The sequence below is a fragment of the Vreelandella sp. DA03-1M genome, from assembly GCF_055725665.1.
Window position 1 is genome coordinate 3,187,097 of sequence record NZ_CM146798.1, and the last position, 17,549, is coordinate 3,204,645.

Below are 17,549 nucleotides of genomic sequence, written 5' to 3' on the forward strand. Positions count from 1 at the left end.
TGCGCCAGCCAGTTCTTCAGAGCCTATCTTAATGAGCACATCTTCTACCGTTCGCCTACTCTCGCCGTGCGTGCAGATCTGCCAGATCGAGCCATCCACTTCATTGTGCAATGGCTGCGGCCGTACGCTAGATGAAATTGCTGTCTGGGGTGCCATGACCGAGGCCGAAAAAGCCCCGGTATGGGAACGCCTGGAAAGCGAAGGCTATGTCTCTAAAGACTAAGTTTCTAAAGACAATGCCGCAGGCTGATGACGGTCACTCAAGATATGATGCAACTCACCGCACGCCACCATCGGGTCGTCACAGTTGATCACAATATCCGAGCGCGACAACACGTAACTGCGGCCGGTAATGGTATTTTCCACTACTTGGTAAGCGCCTTCCTGATGAGTGCCAATGAAGGTGCCGATAAACCCCGTCTCACGCAGTGAAACCGTCTCTAGTTTATCGCCTATACTCAATCGCCCTTCATAATTCATCAATGCCAGGCGTGCCGAGGTACCAGTACCCGTTGTACTACGGCAAATAACGCCAGGATGAACATAGGTGGTTGAGCGTGAACGTATATAACCTTCCGTCACCTTCTCTTCAGGACCCATAAAGTGCAAAAACGGCAGAGGCCCTACGTCACCCAGGGTGTAATGGGAAAAGCCTCGCTGCGCTTTAATTGCCTCAACAATTTTATAGGCACATTCAGAGAGCGCACGCTCTTCATCACGCGTCAGCTTAAAGCCCAATTCAGTGGCATCCACTAACGCATAAAAGCCACCGCTGTAGGCGATGGAGTATGTGACATCACCAATGCCCGGCACATCAATCGTATCGCGATAGGTATCGATATAGCTGGGAAGGCCGCCACAAGTAACCGACTCCACCACACCGTTATGCACTTTGGCTTCGATCTGCACCAAGCCTGCCGGCGCTTCCAGCTTAAAGCGCTGTATGCCTTCCTGCTTGGGCACAATACCGCTCTCCAGCACAGCTGTCGCGGTACACAAGGTGTTAGAGCCAGAGTAAATGGGATAGCCCATTACTTCCATAATGATATAGCCCGCGACCGCTTCCGGGTGGCTGGGAGGCACTAACAAATCGACTGACATTTCTGGAATGCCGTAGGGCTCTTCAAGCAGCAAGCGACGTAAACCGTCGGCGTCATCGCGCAGGTACTCCATCTGCTCGCGCACAGTGGCGCCAGGCAAAATATCGATGCCACCGGTGACAATACGGCTAACATCGCCACCGGCGTGAGTATCCATTAACTGGATGGTATGGAGGTTAGGCACTAGTGGCGCTCCTGAGCGTCAGAAGAGGAATTTTCGAGGGCGAACGGAGCACCATGAGAGGCCCACTGGGCATCGGGAACAAGCACAATTTTACCCAGATAGTTGCTGTCTCGATTAACGAAATAGCGCTCGGCCGCATGCAGGTCGGAAAGCTTAAATGCCGCATGAAGCACAGGCTTTAATTCACCGCTGCGTATCCATGCCACAAGCTGTTCGGCCTCTTCACGGGTGCCGTGGGAAACGCCAAAAATCTGCACTTGGTACAGATAAACGCGCGTCCACATCATTTCGCTCAGATTGCCACCGCTGGCACCCGCAATGGAAAGGCGCGGGTAGCTCTTACGTCCCTGCATATCGACAATCATGGTATCGATAAATAGATTGGTCATTTCACCGCCGACCAGATCCATCACCGCATCGATCGGTTTACCGCTGGTCGTTTCCAGCACGCGATCCACAAACGTCGGCAAGTCGCCACGGTCAATCACCGCTTCTGCGCCTAGTGCTTTAAGGGCGTCAGCTTTGTCTAGCTGGCTTACCGCATAGGGAATAGCGCCCACAACGCGGCAGAGCTGAATCAGTGCGGTACCCACGCCACCGCTGGCGCCACTGACCAATACGCGCTCACCAGCACTCACCTTGGCGGCGGTCATCATGTGGTAAGCGGTTTGATACGAACACATGCCCATTGAGGCAAGCTCTGCATCGTGCAGCTCAGGATTGGGCACATGATAGAACTGATCAGCAGGGACAGCGATATACTCAGCAAAGCCGCCATCGGCACCATGGCCGTAGTAATCAGGAGTGAGGTTAATATCACGGCGCTCGTCGGCGTAGATATTAAAATCGAGCAGCCCTCGCTGGCCAATGCGCTCAGCGTCGACCCCCTCTCCAACCGCCACGATGCGGCCTGCCACATCGGCCCCTTGAATACGCGGGAAGGTAAGCGTCGGGGTGCCACCCATGGCAAAGGAAGTCACATCACCTTTATCTTTGGTGGGATAAAGGCCTTCACGCGCTTTTCGGTCAGTATTGTTCTTTGCTGTCGCCGTCACCTGCACCAGCACTTCGCCCGCCTTGGGCTTAGGTGTAGCGACATCCGGATGGTACTCCAATTTCTCGATACCGCCATGTCCAGTCAATAGCATGGCGGCCATCGTCGGCGGCACCGTGTGTTCAGTTTCGGCCATGAGCTGACTCCTTAATATGGGTATATTGGCGCTCAAATGACAATAACAAACTCTTGCCGAGTCTCAAAAGCCATATAAGCGGCAATGGCGGCAACGCGTGGTTGCGAGGCCGCCAGAAGAACAAAGCACACTTATTAATATTAGCCAATACAGATATTAATTAAACATAAGCATTAGCTAAAGACAGGGACACCAATCAACACGGTGTGCAAGTAAAAAGCAAAGAAGACATACGCCACCAGCCCGATGAGTACGGTAGAAATAGTAGCCATTTTCGTGGTGCTAACTGGCGCAGCTGACGTCAAACGATCACGCTTTTTGGCAGCTTTAAACGCTAGGATTGCCCAGATAAGAAAGGCTGCAAAAAAGATAATATCGCCTAAGCGGCCGTTGGCTAGCAGGTGGGCAAACGCCCATATTTTTACTGACAGCATCATCGGGTGGCCAAGCTTGGCCTTAATAGCATTATGGGGAACATACGCCGCCACTAGCATAATAAAGGCAGGCAGCATGAGCAGCGCGACCGCATGGCGCATTCCCATGGGTGGTTGCCACACATAAATAGGGTCAAGGCGCATCTGGCCAAATCCATAAATGGCAATCGCCAAGCCGATCACGGACACTGCCGAGTAGGCTATTTTCCACGTGGTTTCGCCGAATTTGGCAATTTGCTGCTGTCGCCAATTTTCAGCAAAAATACGCACAGAGTGGCTGCCTAAAAAAATCAGCAGCCCGATGATCATTATGGTCATGAAAAATGCTCCCAGTGAAAATGCTAGTCGACGGCTTGATGCCTTATAGTCTTGGTCGCTGCAGAGGATGCCACACTCACCCCTCAACCACCTATGCATGCGTCAACTTTTCGTTTCCTGGCGTGTCGTTCACTGACGAGCTTAAAACCAGTGTTTGCGTTTAAATAACCAAATCAATATGCCGCCGATGCCCAGCATCGCTCCTAAGACAAAAAAGTAGCCGTACTCATAGCGCAGCTCGGGCATATTTTCGAAGTTCATGCCGTAAATCCCAGCGATAAACGTAAGGGGCACAAAAATCGCGGTAATGACGGTGAGAACACGCATGGTGATATTTAGCTGATGAGAAGAAATAGAGATATAGCCATCAACTAGGTCACCACAAATGTCATAGTACATCTGGGTCAAGGTGTAGAGACGTTCAAAGCGGTCCGCCACATCGTTAATAGCGTGCAGGGTTTCGCTCTCTTCCCGGGGCAGATGCTCGTAGTCATAAGCCGTCAGCTCTTGAGTAATGCCTTTGTGGTAACTAAAAATGCGGCGCATTTTGACCAATCGAGAACGATAAGTAATGATCTTGCGCATCAAAACATCGTTGCCGTCTTCTAACAGTTCATCCTCTAGATCGCTTAATTCAGTTTCAAACTCAAGCAGGCTATCGATATAAAACCCAGCTGAGATATACATAACGCGCAGCGCGACCTGCTCCGGCGAATGCGCCAAAAGTGCTCTGCCGTGCTCGTTAAACAGCCGCTCAATGCTTAACGCTTCACCAGGATGGAGCGTAACCAAAAACCGTTCGCCCACAAAAAAACAGACCTGTTGAGGCAAATAGTTCAGCTCGGCATCGAAGGAGGAGATGCCGCGATAAATAATCAGCGTATGGTTATCAAACTCTTCTATTTTAGGTGGATGGCGCTCTTTATGGGCATCTTGAATCGCCATCGGGTGAAACTCGAATGCCTCTAAAATCGACCGTTCGCTCTGCTGGGTTTCTCCCTGCATATCAATCCAGATATGGCTTCCCGGCGTAGCCCGCCACACAGCCATTAGGCTTTCACCGCCCTCATGGGTCTCGCCTTCAGGCGTAGTCAGAATAGTTCGAATCATGATCGTCCTTGAATATTTCCGGTCTTTCTTAAGAAGCACTACCTAAAGGCTGCACTATGCGAACTTGGGCTTTTCCCAAGCGCTTGGCATCATACATGGCAACATCGGCTCGCTTTAATAGCTCATTGGCCGTTTCAGCACTAGTCGGCATATACATGACAACACCTATGCTTGCGCTGATATTCAGCGCCGCATTGCCAGCAGCAAACGGCTCTTCAATCACCTGTATTAATTTGTTAGCCAACGGCTCAATCGCCATGGACTCACTGCCTTCTAATAGCAAGACAAACTCATCGCCGGCCCACCGCGCTATATAGTCGGTTTCACGGACGGTCTCCACCAATCGTTTAGCCATCACACGCAGCAGCTCATCACCCATGGCATGGCCATGAGTGTCGTTAATCGCTTTAAAACCGTCCAGATCCATGAATAAAACTGCTAAGGGCTTTTGAGTACGCCGAGTACGGGCCATTGCGTCAGGCAGGCGTTCATCTAGGGCGCGTCGATTAGGCAGTTTAGTTAATACGTCTTCACGGGCCTGTTGATCGCGCAAACGCTCTAGCTGCTGTCGTTCGGTAATATCATGGATAAAAAGACTGCGTCGCTCGCGGCCATCAATGATTAATGTCTTGATGCGAACCTCGACGGGCAGCTCCTTGCCATCATGGCACCGCGCTGTATAGGTGATAGGGCCTTGATCACTCTCAGTTGGCAAGCCATTAGGAAAGAGTAGTTGAGTGATGGGCCTTGCCAGCACAGCTTTGCGTGGCCAACCAAACATTAACTCAGCCGCTCGATTCCAATCCAGAATAACGCCCTGTGAATCAACGCTGATATAGGCGTCATAGGCGGACTCAATGACCAGATTGAGCTCGTTAGTGCGCCGCTCAATCTGGCACTCCATGCTGTAATGAAGCTCGTTTAACGCCCGCTGAGATTCTTGTGCTTTTTTTCTCTCTCGGATCAGCCGCTCACGAAGGCGAATTTCATCAGTCACAATCGCCGCTAAATCTTTCAAAGCCGCCAGCTCCTGCTCTCTAAGAGTACGAGGCTTAATATCAATCGCACACAGGGATCCCAACGCAAGCCCATTGGAGGTGCACAGCGGAATACCTGCATAAAAGCGAACCCCATCCGAAGCGGCCACATAAGGATTTTGCGCAAAGCGAGGGTCCTTGCGTGCATCTTCAACAATTAACGGCTCTGAGGCCATCACTGTATAAGCGCAAAAAGCCACATCTCGCGTTGTCTCGCGGGTTTCCACGCCCACGCGCGACTTAATCCACTGACGCTCGGCATCAATCAACGTGATCGTTGAGATAGGCACATTCAGTAACTGGGTAACCAGCCTGGTGACGCGGTCAAACGCTGGTTCATCCGGGGTATCTAATAGTTCAAGCTCATAAAGAGCGGCTAACCGCGCCTCTTCATTAAGTGCTATGGGGTAGCTCATTGTAATGTCACCCCTTTAGGTAGGTGTAGTTCTACCAGCATATCGCGACCAGCACTTTCCTGCTTACTGCCTATGGTTTTTACTCATACTCGCGAGCAACACACTCACCAGCGTTGAGGCGACTAGCGCGCCGACAAACGGCCCCAACGTAGGAATACTGCCCGGAAAACTGGCAGCTACCACTCCCGCGATGAGGCTGCCCTGACTGAACCACCCTGGAATAATGGCACCCAGCAACCCTGCAATGCCTCCCGCAATAGCCGCAAAAGGGGTCATTCGTTGCCACAGACCTAGCAGCACAGGCACCACAATGGCGGCACACAGTAAGTCAGCAATCAGGAACAGCCGCAGTACCGACAACCCCTGCAAAGCAATCACTACCACCGGTATCATCAATGCAATCGTGACCCAGCGGGCAGCGGCGATGGAAACACCCCGCTGTTCGCTGCGCGACACCACCAGGGAAGCGATACCATTTTGTAACGTATCAACACTGGAGGCTACCAAAGTGACTGCCAGCACTAAAGCGGGGAGTGTCAGCCAAGCTGGGGCCTCCGTTAGCAGCGCGAAAAACGGCATCGGCGGCTCGCCAAGGGGAACCCCACTCATTGACGCCAGCATGCCCAAACCACCAATGAGCATCACGACTAAGACGGTCATACCGCCGCCTAGCCAAGCGCCACGGCCCAGGCTTTGATCGTCCTTTGCCGCCCAAACGCGCTGCCAATACCCCTGATGGAAGAGGTTCGCTGCGGTGACGGCGATGACCAGCGTTAACGCAACGCTTAGCGCGCTGGCAACGGGGATTGAAGGCAGCGTTGCCTCGCTAGGCATTGTGGGTAGGCGCCATAACGTAACGCTACCTACCGCCAACAAAAGCGCTAGCAACAGCCATGCCTGCCATCGGTCCGTGGCAAGGCTGGCACGCAACCCGCCAACCGCCGTATACACCAGAGTGGTGAGGGCAACGCCAATAATCACCAGCGCGGGCGGCACATCTGACAATAGCGCGGTGATTGACCCAATGGCGGTGAGCTCCGCTGCCAGAAAGCAAGCCATATAGCCAACCGACACCAACGTTACCCAGCGCCGCACGCCTGGGCCATAGCACGCTTCTGCAAACTCTGCGATGCTGCGCCCTTCCGGCAATGCACGGCGAATTTTTGGGCCATAGAGTCCTAATACAATAAACGGCAGTGCCGACCCTAGCGCATAACCTGCTAATGCGAGGGGGCCAACAAAAGCGCCAATTTCGGGCGGGGCAAAGAGTATCCACGCCCCCATGCCAGAGGCAAGAAAGGAGAGACCCAGGGTTGAAGCTGTTTGTGAGTTACGAGCCGTGACATAGTCATCAACGGGTCCATCTACCCAGCGAGCCCGTAGGCCTAAAAAAGCAAAGCAGCACAGCGCCGCGCCAAGCACGGCTGACGTCAGGTATAGCATGTCGCACTTCCTCCGCCGGTACGAACCGGATCAGGTTCCAGGGTCTGCGCAGCGCGCATTCTCAGCCCTTGCAAGCAGGGCTCCCCTGGCGACAGTGAATGAAGACAGTATCGTCAACCAAAAACGCGTCTTAGTAAAGTTTCGCGTCTTAGTAAAATTTAAGGTGTGTTGGCAGCCTCCGCGCGAGGCACCCGCCCCATCAGATAGAACTCCTCATTGGGCGGCGTACCCGCCAGGGTGACCAGTCGATTCGACAAACCAAAAAACGCCGCGATGGCGCCTATATCCCAGCAGTCCTCTTGGCTAAAACCTTCTTGCCGCAGGCGCGTGCGCCACTTATCGGTCATTTCACCGACATCAATGGCACAATGCATGGCAAAGTCGAGCATGACTCGGTGGCGCTCACTAATCGGTGCCACGCGATGGTTGATGGCGACCTGATCCGCAAGCAGCGGGTCTTTGCTGTAGATGCGCACCAGTGCCCCATGCGCCACCACGCAATACAAGCAGCGATTGCGCGCACTGGTAGCGACCACAATCATCTCTTTCTCGGCTTTAGTGAGCGAGTCAGATTCACGCTCCATTAGCGCATCATGGTAGGCAAAGAAAGCACGAAACTCAGCAGGACGATGGGCCAACATTAAAAATACATTAGGCACAAACCCTGCCTTTTCCTGGACGGCCAAAATAGTATGGCGAATATCGTCGGGCAGATCATCTAACGTTTCTGGTACATTAAAACGGCTTAATGGAGCAGACATAATCACCTCTTTATTGTTCAGTTTAACCATCTCATTAAAACGACTTAGCCATAACGAAACAAAAGAACACATCTCCGGTCGTCTAAACGAACTGTTTCCTGCCCCCTACCAAGCGTTTGAAAATGGTACGGATGAGCGCCAACTACATATTCGGGTCATGCTGCATATGTTACTGGCCCGCCCAATGACGCGGGGCCAAATGACCTTGAGAGCCATTCATGGCTGGGAAAATGATTGCTGGAAGAAAGCATGCCGTTGTTTGATAACTTTTAAATCACGATATGTCGGTTCATCGGCTTGGCTTTAGCCTCACCTGCTATCAATTGACCCCGCTTAATGCGGGGCCAGCCTCAGGCATTGAATAGCGCTTCATTTAGCCAAGCGAAATCGTACTATTAATGCCACTGGAAACATTCTCTGGCTCAAACCAACGCGCTGTCACGGTTTTGGTTTGCGTCCAGAAGGCAATCGCCTGCTTACCATTAGGCCCTAAATCCCCCAGTTTTGAAGCCCGCGAGCCGGTGAAACTGAAGTAGGCAACCGGTACGGGGATGGGCACGTTAATACCAATCTGCCCCACATCAATATCGGTTTCAAAACGGCGAGCAATCCAACCAGAGTTAGTAAAGATAGAGGTGCCATTGCCGTTGGGGTTGGCGTTGATAAATTCGATCGCTTCATCGAGTGTTTCAACACTGACCACACACAGTACAGGCCCAAAAATCTCTTCGCGGTAAATGGTCATATCCGCGGTCACATCCGCAAACAGAGTAGGGCCCACGAAGTTACCGTTGGGGTAGCCCTCCACTTGTACGTTGCGGCCATCGACCATCAGTTTGGCGCCCTCTTTTTCGCCTGCATCGATTAAACGCAGCACACGATCACGAGCAGCCGGGGACACCAGCGGCCCCAAATCGGCATCCAACTGGGTGCCCGGCCCCACTTTCATTACCCGCGCCGCCTCGACAATGTCGCTTAGCCATTCGCGTGCCTCACCTACCAGCACCACCACCGAGTTCGCCATGCAGCGCTGGCCCGCCGCACCAAAGGCTGAGCCCAGCAGGTTGTTGATCGCCTGACTGCGGTTAGCATCCGGCATCACCACGCAGTGGTTCTTGGCCCCCATCATCGCCTGCATGCGCTTGCCTGCTGCAGCAGCACGGTTATACAGCAGCGACCCTACATGGGTGGAGCCAATGAACGAGAGCGCCTTGATATCCTGATGATCAGCAATTTGATTAGCCACATCCGGGCCACCGTGTACCACATTAAGGACACCAGGTGGGATGCCCGCTTCATGGGCTAGCTCGACTAAGCGCATAGTGGAGCTAGGATCTTGCTCCGAGGGTTTGAGAACAAAGGTATTGCCGGTAGCAATGGCCAGCGGAAACATAAAGCACGGCAACATAATGGGGAAGTTGAAGGCGGTTATCCCTGCGCCCACACCCAATGGCTGGTGCATGGTGTAAACATCCACCTCATTGGCGGCATTTTCAGCCAACTCTCCCAGTTGCAGCGAGGTAATCGAACAGGCGTGCTCCACCACTTCCAGGCCACGACCAACTTCGCCTTCCGCATCCGGCAAGGTTTTGCCGTGCTCTTCGGTAATCAGCGCCGCCAGTTCTGCGGTGTTGTCACGAATTAACGCCTGAAGCTTAAGCATGATGCGCATTCGCTTGCCAAGCGGCACTTTACGCCACTCCTTAAATGCCTCCTTGGCATTACTGATAGCACGCTCCACTTCGTCAGCGGTACAAAACGGTACCCGCGCAACGACCTCTTGTGTGGCGGGGTTCACCACATCGCGCCATTCCTGACTTTGCGACGGTACGGGCTGACCATTGATATACATGGGTATTTCGCGAACGGACATAACGTTGCTCCTGTTTATAGTTGTGGTTGTCTTGGTTGTGACTGTCGTGGTTATGGCTGTGATTGTTATGGCTGTGATTGCTGTCATCAATCAGTGATTGCCTGCGCACCCCTGTCAGCAAGAACACAGGGTATAGCAGCAAGTTGACGTTAACGTCAATCAAGTATCCTATGAGTAAACAAAATCTAGCGCATGGCGTCAATTAGCCTTTCCATTGTTGTGCCGTGCTGGCTATGCTTCCGCTAATCAGGGGCGCCGTGGCTTTTCAGACCGTTCACGGCAAACGCTACGCATGACGTGTTTAAGCACAGGAAATTAACGATGCAGTCCTTCAGCTGCCGCTGTGGCAATCCACTTTTTTATGAAAACACTCACTGCCTTACCTGCCAGTCAGACGTCGGTTGGTGCCCTGCTTGTAGCAATATTGTCGCGATTGAGCCGTTGGACAATGGCGGCTATCGCTGCACGCACCCTGGTTGCGATACAGCGCTGATGAAGTGCCACAACTACGTCGCTGAGAACGTCTGTAACCGCATGGTAGTGATGGAACACGGCCAAGCGGATGCCCTATGCGACTGCTGTCGTTATAACGAGGTAATCCCCGACCTCAATATTGAAGGTCATCGTGAACGCTGGGCGGCGCTTGAAGCAGCAAAGCGGCGGCTATTTCATACCCTCGATCTACTCAAGCTGCCACATGGCACCAAAGACGATGCTATTAACGTGCCGCTAAGCTTTTCATTTATGGCCGACGCCCTTCCCGATCAGGGGTTATGGCGCTCTACCGCGAAGCAAGAGAAGGTGTATACCGGCCATGCCTCGGGCCATATCACCATTAACGTCAAAGAAGCCGATGACGTTGAGCGTGAACGTTTGCGGGTCGATATGAACGAATCACACCGCACCCTGATCGGCCATTTCCGTCATGAAATTGGTCACTACTACTGGGATGTACTGGTAAAGGAGCGCGATGAAGAGGCCTGCCGCGCGGTATTTGGCAACCACCATCGGCCAAGCTATTCTGAGGCTTTAGAACGTTACTATCAGCAGGGCGCCCCCAGCGACTGGCCTGCGCGTTTTATCTCTGCCTATGCCACCATGCACCCCTGGGAGGATTTCGCCGAAACCTTCGCCTATTACTTGGACATGGTGGCCGTGCTGGATACGGCACTGCACATGGGGATCACCCACGTTGAATACGACGGCAGCTTGGACAGCATGCTGATGGCTTTTCATCAGGTCGGCTTGGCGGTGAACGAACTCAACCGGGATATGGGGCTGCTCGACCTGTCGCCGGGGGTGCTCGCGCCCGCCGTGCGCGATAAGCTGGCGTACCTGCATCAACTGATCCAAGCCGCCAGCCCTGTTGAGCGTTAGAGCGTCAATCGTTGTCGTTGTCCCCTGCGTGACTTTGGCTTTGCGTCTGACTCTGCGTTTGTGTCACTCGGGGGACAGTGTCGTCATTCACAAAGTAGGTTGCACTCAGCGTATCGTGAATGGCGGCAAAGCCAATTTGCAACTCGTCGATAAAGGCATGCAGCTTGCTCGGCGAATGGGCGAGCGCTTGGATATCGGCATCGACTACGTCCGCGCGAACCAGCGAAACCGTGGCCGCGGGGCGGTCTTGGCGGGGAAGTAAGGTAAGCTCATGGCCTAGCGTTTCGAGGCTGCAAGCAATCGAACGTGGCAGGTTGGGGTCTTGGAGCAAAAAGCGCAGCACATCCGGCCCCCGCACGCGTAAACGCACCTGCTGACGATACATTTGATACGCGGTGAGTGATTTAAGCACGCTCATCCACTGCAGGTTTTCAAACGGCAGTAGCTCCTCAGGGTTTTGCGGCAGCAGGCTGGCAGAGCGCACGTCCACAATGCGCGTCGTCATATCCGCCCGCTCCAACTGACGCCCCAATTCAATAAACGTGCGCGCCGGGCCATGACTCAAGGTGCCCTCAATGAGCCCCGTTAACGCTTGGCAACCACGAATCACGCTTTTGAGAAAGCTATCGCGGCGGCGTGGACTCACGCCATTTTCAGCATGATCAGCCACGCTCAGATAGAGTTGATTGACCTCTTCCCAAATCTCCCGAGGCACCACGTCCCGGGTGGTTCTGAGGTTCTCGCGAGCACTGGCGAGGGCGGAGATAATCGAAATATCATTCTCGGTATCGGCACATAAAAAATGCACGACATTGCGCTCATCAAAATCATCATGGCGTGCGGTAAAGGCTTCCAGGCTGCCGGTCATTTCGATAAGTGGGGCCCAACCTAGCGGCAAGCGCCCCGGCAAATCCAGCATAAGGTGACTGTTGACACTTAATAGGCGCGCGGTATCCTCCGCTCGTTCGATATAACGCGCCATCCAGTAAAGATTCTCAGCAACGCGTGACAGCATGGCGTTAGGCTCCTTTCACCGCGGCCGCTGCCGCCTTATCGTCGGTTTCTACAATCCAGGTATCTTTACTGCCGCCGCCTTGTGAAGAGTTCACCACCAGTGATCCTTCTATCAATGCCACCCGCGTCAAACCACCGGTCGTGACATGAATTTCAGGCCCTGAGAGTATGAAAGGGCGTAAATCCACATGGCGCGGTTGCGGCAACCCATTCGCTAGCGTAGGCGTAGTAGAAAGCGCCAGGGTAGGCTGGGCCATGTAATTGCGGGGGTTTGCCTTGATCAACTGCGCAAACTCATCGCGGGTCTCTTTGGTTGAGCGCGGGCCAATCAACATGCCGTAACCGCCCGACTCATTGGCGGGCTTGACTACCAATTCATCCAAGTGGTCGAGCACATAGCGGCGGTCATCTTCAAACATGCACAGGTAGCTCGGCACGTTGGGCAACAGCGGCTCCTGATCGAGGTAATAACGAATCAGCGCAGGTACGAAAGCGTAAACCACCTTGTCATCCGCCACCCCAGCGCCCGGCGCGTTGGCCAGCGCCACTTTACCCGCCCGCCAAGCGCGCATCAGGCCCGCAACACCCAGCATGGACTCAGGATTAAACGCTTCCGGGTCGAGAAACTCATCATCAACACGGCGGTAAATAACATCCACGCGGCGCATGCCCTCGACGGTGCGCATATACACCACATCATCGTCATCCACTAACAGGTCACTTCCCTGCACCAGCTCTACACCCATTTGCTGGGCAAGATAGGCGTGCTCGAAGTAGGCAGAGTTATAAATCCCTGGGGTCAGCACCACAATTTGCGGGTCATCGCCAGGTCGCGGCGACATCGACGCTAGCATGTCGTAAAGCTGCGCCACGTAATCATCAACCGGCAAAATCTTGCCTGAAGCGAATAACTCCGGCAGCACTCGCTTAGTGACATTGCGATTTTCAAGCATGTAAGAAACGCCGGAAGGAATGCGTAGGTTATCTTCCAGCACATAAAGCGTACCGTCGCCATCGCGCACCAGGTCTGACCCGCAAACATGCGCCCACACGCCGTGAGGGGGATTAATACCTACACACTGAGGGCGAAAATTAACCGACTGCGCCAATACCTCAGCGGGTAATACTTTGTCCTTGATCACCTTTTGGTCGTGATAGAGATCATCAATAAATAAGTTTAGCGCCTGCACGCGCTGCTTGAGCCCCGCCTCGGTTTTACGCCACTCATTGGCGGGAATAATGCGCGGCACAATATCAAACGGCCAGGCACGGTCGATCATTGCCCCTTCTGAATAAACGGTGAAAGTAATCCCCATGGTACGGATGGCGATCTCCGCCGCCGTCTTGCGCTCCGCTAACTCTTCTGCGCTAAACCTTGCCAACATGTTGCACAGTTCACCCGCTGACTCGCGTGGCTGACCGGGCGCTGCCATCAGCTCATCGTAAAAATCACGACACGCATAGTTATTCCAATTCACTTGGCTCATGGGCGCTCTCCTGGCGCTGGGGTGGAAGCGGCAACTTCCTCAATGCTCAGTGTAGGCCTGCCGCGTGCAAAACAATCAAACAATTGAGAGCAAAATACGTACCATCTTTTGCGATATTTCAACGTTCGCTTACTTAAACACGACTCAAACATTACTTGGCAGAGCATCAACGCCCAACAAAACCCTTTTATGCTGTCTTTTGGTGCAGCCAGTTGGCTTCAAGTTGGTGCATAACACCATTTCCACTTTAGTTAAACGCCTTACTTAATATAGCGGCTGCAAAAAAGTAAAAGTGGAACGATACTTGCGAAACGTTCGGTTATTCCCTAACCCAGCCGACTATCCGGTTGATAACGGTTCTCTTGAGGGTGGCCCATGACCATTCGCGTTGCCTTGTACCATCGTACGACATACCACTTTGACCGCCCGGTGCGTTTATCACCCCATGTTATTCGGCTGCGTCCGGCGCCCCACTGCCGCACACATATTGAGGCGTACTCACTCAAGCTCTCCGGCGAAGACCACTTTTTAAATTGGCAACAGGACCCGTTTGGCAACTTCAACGCCCGCGTGGTGTTCCCAGAACCGCGTAAAGAGCTAACCATCGCCGTCGAGCTGATCGCCCCGATGACGGTGATTAACCCGTTCGATTTCTTCCTGGACGACATTGCGCAACAGATTCCCTTCGATTACCCGGAAGCGCTGCGCCAGGAACTGGGCCCCTATCTTGAAATCACCGAGTCCGGGCCGCGCTTAGTGGAGTGGCTCAAGGGCGTGCCCCGCGAACCGACCACCACCGTCGATTTCCTGGTCGCGCTTAACCAGCGCCTACAAGACGATATCGGTTACCTGGTGCGCTTGGAGCCCGGCGTACAAAGCTGTGAAGAGACCCTGTCCCTGGCCAGTGGCTCCTGCCGCGATAGCGCCTGGTTGCTGGTGCAGATTTTTCGCCATCTAGGCCTCGCGGCACGCTTTGTATCGGGCTATTTGATTCAGCTTAAATCCGATGTCAAAGCACTCGATGGACCCAGCGGTACAGAAGTAGATTTCACCGATTTACACGCCTGGACCGAAGTATTTCTGCCTGGTGCAGGCTGGGTAGGCCTTGATCCAACCTCAGGCCTGTTCGCAGGTGAAGGCCACATTCCGTTGGCCGCAACCCCCACCACGGGTAGCGCGGCGGCCATTACCGGTTTTTCGGATAAGTGCGAAGTCACGTTCGATGTGACCATGGAAGTGGAGCGTATCCACGAAGACCCACGGGTCACCAAGCCGTATAGCGATGAGCAGTGGCAGCGTATCTGCAACCTCGGCGACGACGTGGATGCCGAGCTTCTTCAGCAAGATGTGCGCCTGACCATGGGTGGCGAACCTACCTTTGTATCGGTTGATGATATGGAGAGCCCGCAGTGGAATACCGAAGCGCTAGGTGAGCACAAGCGCGAGCGGGCCGAAGCACTACTGACTCGCCTTCAGGCCGCCTACGCCCCCGGCAGTGCCATTCAGCAGCAGCAGGGCAAGTGGTACCCCGGCGAACCGCTGCCCCGCTGGGCGCTGGCCTGCTACTGGCGTAAAGATGGCGTGCCGCTATGGCGCGACCCCCAATGGCTGGCCTGCCTGGAGGCTGCCCCGAAAGTGCACGTGGATCACACCATGGCGCAACGCTTTACCAAGGCACTCAGCGAGCGGCTGGGTGTGGCCGAACGTTACTGGATTCCGGCGTTTGAGGATGCCTACTACTATCTTTGGAAAGAGCAGTCGTTGCCAGTTAACGTTGACCCGCGCGAAGCCAACCTCAAAGACGATGCCGAGCGCCACCGCTTAGCCCGCCTATTGGAACAAGGCCTGGACGAAGTCGTTGGTTACGCTCTGCCACTGCGCCACTCGATCAGCCAAGCCCACCGCTGGGAAAGCGGCCGCTGGCCGCTCAAGCGCGACCACCTTTTCCTGGTACCCGGCGATTCCCCCATGGGGCTGCGCTTACCGCTTTCGGCGTTGCCCTGGGCTGACCCGGAAGAGCAGCCCCAGCCTGAATCGCTATTCGCGCCCCGCCCGGCACTGGGCGATATTCACGGCGAGGTTGCCCGTCGTAACGCTGAACAGCTGCATATCAGCGACGCCGAACGCCTGGGTCGTTCCAGCCACCCCAGCCCATCGCACCCTGAAGGCGAAGATGTCCAGCAGCAGCCACGGGCAGAAAGCGACCGCGAGAGTGGCATTATTCACACCAGCCTGTGTGTGGAACCACGGGATGGTCGCCTGCATATTTTCCTGCCACCGCTGACCAGCTTAGAGCACTACCTTGACCTGCTCAGTACGGTTGAAGAGTGCGCTAAAGAGCTCGCTTGCCCGGTGATGGTAGAGGGCTACTCGCCGCCTCGCGATCCGCGTCTGGAAAACTTTATGATCACCCCCGACCCAGGCGTGATCGAAGTGAATATTATGCCTGCGGCCAGCTGGCAAACCCTGGTCGCGCAAACCGAACGGCTCTACGCTGAGGCACGAGAAACTCGCCTGGGCACCGAAAAATTTATGCTCGACGGACGCCACACCGGCACCGGCGGTGGCAACCACGTCACGCTAGGCGGCCTGACGCCTGACGATTCACCGTTCTTACGCCGCCCCGATCTGCTTGCCAGCTTAGTGACTTATTGGCAGCATCACCCTAGCCTCTCTTATCTGTTTTCGGGTCTCTTTATTGGCCCGACCAGCCAAGCCCCACGGGTGGATGAAGCGCGTCACGAAGCACTTTACGAGCTGGAAATTGCGCTACAGCAAATGCCCGAAGGCGACGTAGTACAACCCTGGCTGGTCGATCGCTTACTGCGCCATCTGCTCACCGACTTGACTGGCAACACCCACCGCGCCGAGTTCTGTATCGACAAGCTCTATTCGCCGGATAGCGACAGCGGTCGACTCGGCTTATTGGAGCTGCGTGGCTTTGAGATGCCGCCCCATGCCCGTATGGGCCTGATGCAGATGCTGCTGATTCGCGCTCTTGTCGCGCGCTGCTGGAAAACACCCTATCGGGCCAAACCGGTGCGCTGGGGCAGCGCCTTGCAAGATCGCTGGATGTTGCCCCACTACTTGTGGAACGATCTTGACGATGTGCTCAGTGATCTACGCCACCACGGCTTCGATTTTGATCTTGAGTGGTTCGCCCCCTTTCTGGAGTTCCGCTTCCCGCTGCACGGTCGCCTGCATACGCCTATGCTGGATATTGAACTACGCCAAGCCATCGAACCCTGGCATGTACTGGGTGAAGAGGCCGCCGCGGGCGGTACAGCCCGCTATGTGGATTCCTCGGTGGAGCGCCTGGAAGTCAAAGTCAGCGGCATGAGCGGTGACCGTTACGTGGTGACCTGCAACGGGCGCCGAGTGCCGCTTTCAGCCACCGGCAGAAACGGGGAAGCAGTCGCCGGGGTGCGCTACCGCGCCTGGCAGCCGCCCTCGGCATTGCATCCGCAGATTCCTATTCATGCACCGCTGGTGTTTGATGTGATCGATACCTGGAATCAGCGCTCTGTGGCGGGCTGTACCTATTACGTGGTGCATCCCACCGGGCGTAATTTCGATACCTTCCCGGTCAATGCGTTTGAAGCCGAAGCCCGGCGACTGGGGCGTTTTAGTGACAGTGGCCATAGTCATGGCCAACAAGCTCCCAAGCTGGAACCCCCCAGCCTGGAACTGCCACAAACGCTCGATCTGCGCTGGACGCCTAGCTAATGTTTTTAACTAAGCTAATGCTTTTCTCTTAGTAGCTAGTGCTGGATAATCCGCCCCCTTACCTCTCAGGATTACAAGG

General features: G+C 54.5%; 13 protein-coding genes, 1 pseudogene and 1 riboswitch. Of the genes and pseudogenes, 4 read left to right on the forward strand and 10 right to left on the reverse strand.

Going from position 1 to position 17,549, the window contains the following annotated elements; genetic code table 11:
* Positions 1-31 precede the first annotated feature (31 nt).
* Positions 32-223 (forward strand): DUF1289 domain-containing protein, encoded by a 192-nt coding sequence (locus ACXUPB_RS15025; RefSeq protein ID WP_335596485.1) that lies wholly within the window; start codon positions 32-34, stop codon positions 221-223.
* Here the strand turns inward: ACXUPB_RS15025 and ACXUPB_RS15030 are convergent.
* The 7 genes from ACXUPB_RS15030 to ACXUPB_RS15060 all read right to left on the reverse strand — a co-directional run bounded on the left by ACXUPB_RS15030 (position 220) and on the right by ACXUPB_RS15060 (position 7,993).
* Positions 220-1,284 carry a proline racemase family protein gene (locus ACXUPB_RS15030; RefSeq protein WP_198556003.1) on the reverse strand — a complete coding sequence of 355 codons (1,065 nt, stop codon included), beginning with the start codon at positions 1,282-1,284 and terminating at the stop codon, positions 220-222. The genes ACXUPB_RS15025 and ACXUPB_RS15030 overlap by 4 nt on opposite strands.
* Positions 1,284-2,474 carry an alcohol dehydrogenase catalytic domain-containing protein gene (locus tag ACXUPB_RS15035; protein WP_472953178.1) on the reverse strand — a complete coding sequence of 397 codons (1,191 nt, stop codon included), beginning with the start codon at positions 2,472-2,474 and terminating at the stop codon, positions 1,284-1,286. Before ACXUPB_RS15035 ends, ACXUPB_RS15030 begins: the two co-directional genes overlap by 1 nt.
* 173 nt (positions 2,475-2,647) lie before the next feature.
* Complete coding sequence (locus tag ACXUPB_RS15040; protein WP_472953180.1) at positions 2,648-3,226, reverse strand: NnrU family protein; 579 nt, start codon at positions 3,224-3,226, stop codon at positions 2,648-2,650.
* 141 nt (positions 3,227-3,367) lie between these two features.
* Positions 3,368-4,336: a magnesium transporter CorA family protein gene (locus tag ACXUPB_RS15045; RefSeq protein WP_179916186.1), complete on the reverse strand. Its 969-nt coding sequence runs from the start codon at positions 4,334-4,336 to the stop codon at positions 3,368-3,370.
* A gap of 28 nt (positions 4,337-4,364) precedes the next feature.
* Positions 4,365-5,789, reverse strand: a complete 1,425-nt coding sequence (locus ACXUPB_RS15050; RefSeq protein WP_472953183.1) for a sensor domain-containing diguanylate cyclase — start codon at positions 5,787-5,789, stop codon at positions 4,365-4,367.
* A 63-nt stretch (positions 5,790-5,852) separates the two neighbouring features.
* Positions 5,853-7,232, reverse strand: coding sequence for an SLC5/6 family protein (locus ACXUPB_RS15055; RefSeq protein WP_179916188.1), 1,380 nt, complete (start codon positions 7,230-7,232; stop codon positions 5,853-5,855).
* Positions 7,222-7,329, reverse strand: a riboswitch (TPP riboswitch). Its footprint overlaps the gene before it by 11 nt.
* A 61-nt stretch (positions 7,330-7,390) precedes the next feature.
* Positions 7,391-7,993 carry a peroxidase-related enzyme gene (locus tag ACXUPB_RS15060; protein WP_179916189.1) on the reverse strand — a complete coding sequence of 201 codons (603 nt, stop codon included), beginning with the start codon at positions 7,991-7,993 and terminating at the stop codon, positions 7,391-7,393.
* A 28-nt stretch (positions 7,994-8,021) separates the two neighbouring features.
* Between ACXUPB_RS15060 and ACXUPB_RS15065 the strand changes: the two are divergent.
* Positions 8,022-8,225: pseudogene (locus tag ACXUPB_RS15065) on the forward strand (hypothetical protein); the annotation flags it as partial.
* Positions 8,226-8,366: 141 nt separating this feature from the next.
* Here the strand turns inward: ACXUPB_RS15065 and ACXUPB_RS15070 are convergent.
* Positions 8,367-9,866 (reverse strand): CoA-acylating methylmalonate-semialdehyde dehydrogenase, encoded by a 1,500-nt coding sequence (locus tag ACXUPB_RS15070; RefSeq protein WP_472953186.1) that lies wholly within the window; start codon positions 9,864-9,866, stop codon positions 8,367-8,369.
* Between the two features lie 321 nt (positions 9,867-10,187).
* Here ACXUPB_RS15070 and ACXUPB_RS15075 point away from each other — a divergent pair, with 321 nt between their 5' ends.
* Positions 10,188-11,243: a zinc-binding metallopeptidase family protein gene (locus tag ACXUPB_RS15075; protein ID WP_472953188.1), complete on the forward strand. Its 1,056-nt coding sequence runs from the start codon at positions 10,188-10,190 to the stop codon at positions 11,241-11,243.
* A 4-nt stretch (positions 11,244-11,247) separates the two neighbouring features.
* On the opposite strand, the gene ACXUPB_RS15080 is transcribed toward ACXUPB_RS15075, so the two are convergent.
* Positions 11,248-12,258, reverse strand: a complete 1,011-nt coding sequence (locus ACXUPB_RS15080; RefSeq protein ID WP_472953189.1) for an alpha-E domain-containing protein — start codon at positions 12,256-12,258, stop codon at positions 11,248-11,250.
* Between the two features lie 4 nt (positions 12,259-12,262).
* Positions 12,263-13,744 carry a circularly permuted type 2 ATP-grasp protein gene (locus ACXUPB_RS15085; RefSeq protein WP_101145667.1) on the reverse strand — a complete coding sequence of 494 codons (1,482 nt, stop codon included), beginning with the start codon at positions 13,742-13,744 and terminating at the stop codon, positions 12,263-12,265.
* 375 nt (positions 13,745-14,119) lie between these two features.
* Here ACXUPB_RS15085 and ACXUPB_RS15090 point away from each other — a divergent pair, with 375 nt between their 5' ends.
* The gene (locus ACXUPB_RS15090; protein WP_472953191.1) at positions 14,120-17,470 is read left to right on the forward strand and encodes a transglutaminase family protein; all 3,351 of its coding nucleotides are present in this window, start codon (positions 14,120-14,122) and stop codon (positions 17,468-17,470) included.
* The last annotated feature ends 79 nt before the right edge of the window (positions 17,471-17,549 follow it).

Excerpts from the sequence above, each read along its gene's own strand:
- ACXUPB_RS15025 (WP_335596485.1), top strand. The coding sequence starts at position 32 with ATGAGCACATCTTCTACCGTTCGCCTACTCTCGCCGTGCGTGCAGATC.
- ACXUPB_RS15035 (WP_472953178.1), bottom strand. The coding sequence starts at position 2,474 with ATGGCCGAAACTGAACACACGGTGCCGCCGACGATGGCCGCCATGCTA.
- ACXUPB_RS15040 (WP_472953180.1), bottom strand. The coding sequence starts at position 3,226 with ATGACCATAATGATCATCGGGCTGCTGATTTTTTTAGGCAGCCACTCT.
- ACXUPB_RS15045 (WP_179916186.1), bottom strand. The coding sequence starts at position 4,336 with ATGATTCGAACTATTCTGACTACGCCTGAAGGCGAGACCCATGAGGGC.
- ACXUPB_RS15050 (WP_472953183.1), bottom strand. The coding sequence starts at position 5,789 with ATGAGCTACCCCATAGCACTTAATGAAGAGGCGCGGTTAGCCGCTCTT.
- ACXUPB_RS15055 (WP_179916188.1), bottom strand. The coding sequence starts at position 7,232 with ATGCTATACCTGACGTCAGCCGTGCTTGGCGCGGCGCTGTGCTGCTTT.
- ACXUPB_RS15060 (WP_179916189.1), bottom strand. The coding sequence starts at position 7,993 with ATGTCTGCTCCATTAAGCCGTTTTAATGTACCAGAAACGTTAGATGAT.
- ACXUPB_RS15070 (WP_472953186.1), bottom strand. The coding sequence starts at position 9,866 with ATGTCCGTTCGCGAAATACCCATGTATATCAATGGTCAGCCCGTACCG.
- ACXUPB_RS15075 (WP_472953188.1), top strand. The coding sequence starts at position 10,188 with ATGCAGTCCTTCAGCTGCCGCTGTGGCAATCCACTTTTTTATGAAAAC.
- ACXUPB_RS15080 (WP_472953189.1), bottom strand. The coding sequence starts at position 12,258 with ATGCTGTCACGCGTTGCTGAGAATCTTTACTGGATGGCGCGTTATATC.
- ACXUPB_RS15085 (WP_101145667.1), bottom strand. The coding sequence starts at position 13,744 with ATGAGCCAAGTGAATTGGAATAACTATGCGTGTCGTGATTTTTACGAT.
- ACXUPB_RS15090 (WP_472953191.1), top strand. The coding sequence starts at position 14,120 with ATGACCATTCGCGTTGCCTTGTACCATCGTACGACATACCACTTTGAC.